At 48.2% G+C, this 1,096-nt stretch carries 2 pseudogenes; one reads left to right on the top strand and one right to left on the bottom strand.

The annotated features are described in order from the left end of the window. Positions 1–882: pseudogene (locus CIK04_RS25745) on the top strand (major facilitator superfamily transporter); the annotation flags it as partial. On the opposite strand, the pseudogene CIK04_RS33970 reads toward CIK04_RS25745, so the two are convergent. Beyond that, positions 879–1,096, bottom strand: a pseudogene (locus CIK04_RS33970) (hypothetical protein); the annotation flags it as partial. The pseudogenes CIK04_RS25745 and CIK04_RS33970 overlap by 4 nt on opposite strands.

Here is a 1,096-nt window from a genome sequence, read left to right as displayed (position 1 = left end):
TTTGCTGTGATTTCTGCAGCCATGATTGCGTTGGTGTTCTTCATGTTCTCAAACATGGCTGTTGGACCAAAACATCGTTTACGCCATTGGCGGCGCAGCCATTCTCTACTTTATCTCTTTGATGTTTAAAGTGAGCAAGTCAGAGTCGTTAAAGATGGGCACCATCTTAATCGTGACATTCCTGACCACATGTTTCTTCGTCTACTACGGTCAGATGATGACGTCGATGAATATGGTGGCGATCAACACGCTAAAAGGCGACCTCTTTGGCTTCATTCCACTTGAGCCAGAAGCGGGCCATGGGCGATGAACCCATTGTGGTGTATGGTGGGGTGGTCCTATCGTGGGCAGGTTTCTTTGCAAATGCTAGAGAAGCGCGATATCTTCCTCTCAAACCGCAAACAAAAGATCGCTTTGGCATTTGTTTTAACCGCCATTGCCTTTGGTATTCTGACCTTCGCCGTCATCAATATCAGTGAAGATGTGATCATCCTGCCAGAGATTTTCCTCGCGATTCACTTCTTCCAAGCGATTGCTGAAGTGATCGTGGGCTCAATGGTGGTTGCGTTTATCCTGATCGGTTGCACCAAAACACATTGAGAACTTCTCTGTTAGCGTTGTTCTCTGTGGCCGAGCACTTCGCGGCTCAGTGGCATCGTTGGCGCGGTATTCTCTACTTCTATCGCCCTAGAGAAAGGCCAAGCCATCACGCAAGAGATCGTGCAAACGGTCTACGGTGATTACTTCCAATTGCTCACCGTATTGGCGGTTGTCATGGTGGGTGTGGCGCTGGCTGCCTCTTGGATTATTCGTAAGATGCTTGATGCAGCAAAAGAGAGCGAACAGCCTGAAGTGCTAGCAGAAGCTGAAGTGCAAGGTTAATCACTGACGCATTCTAAACGAATCAACCCGCGTTTTGCGGCTTTTGATCGTACGATGCCGTTTCGTTCGTTCTTCGTGTTTGAGTCGTTTATCTCGCGAGGCCTTGCAGCACTCCTTGGGTCGATCGCATGGCGATATTTATTGAGATAATCGATGTCATTCAGATAGGCCAAGTGATGACCTTGTGCGATATTTTCTGCGAACTGTGCATTCC

It is taken from the genome of Vibrio sp. 03_296, assembly GCF_002265885.1.
The sequence above is the reverse complement of the archived record's forward strand: the minus strand, read 5'-3'. Positions and strand labels throughout refer to the sequence as shown.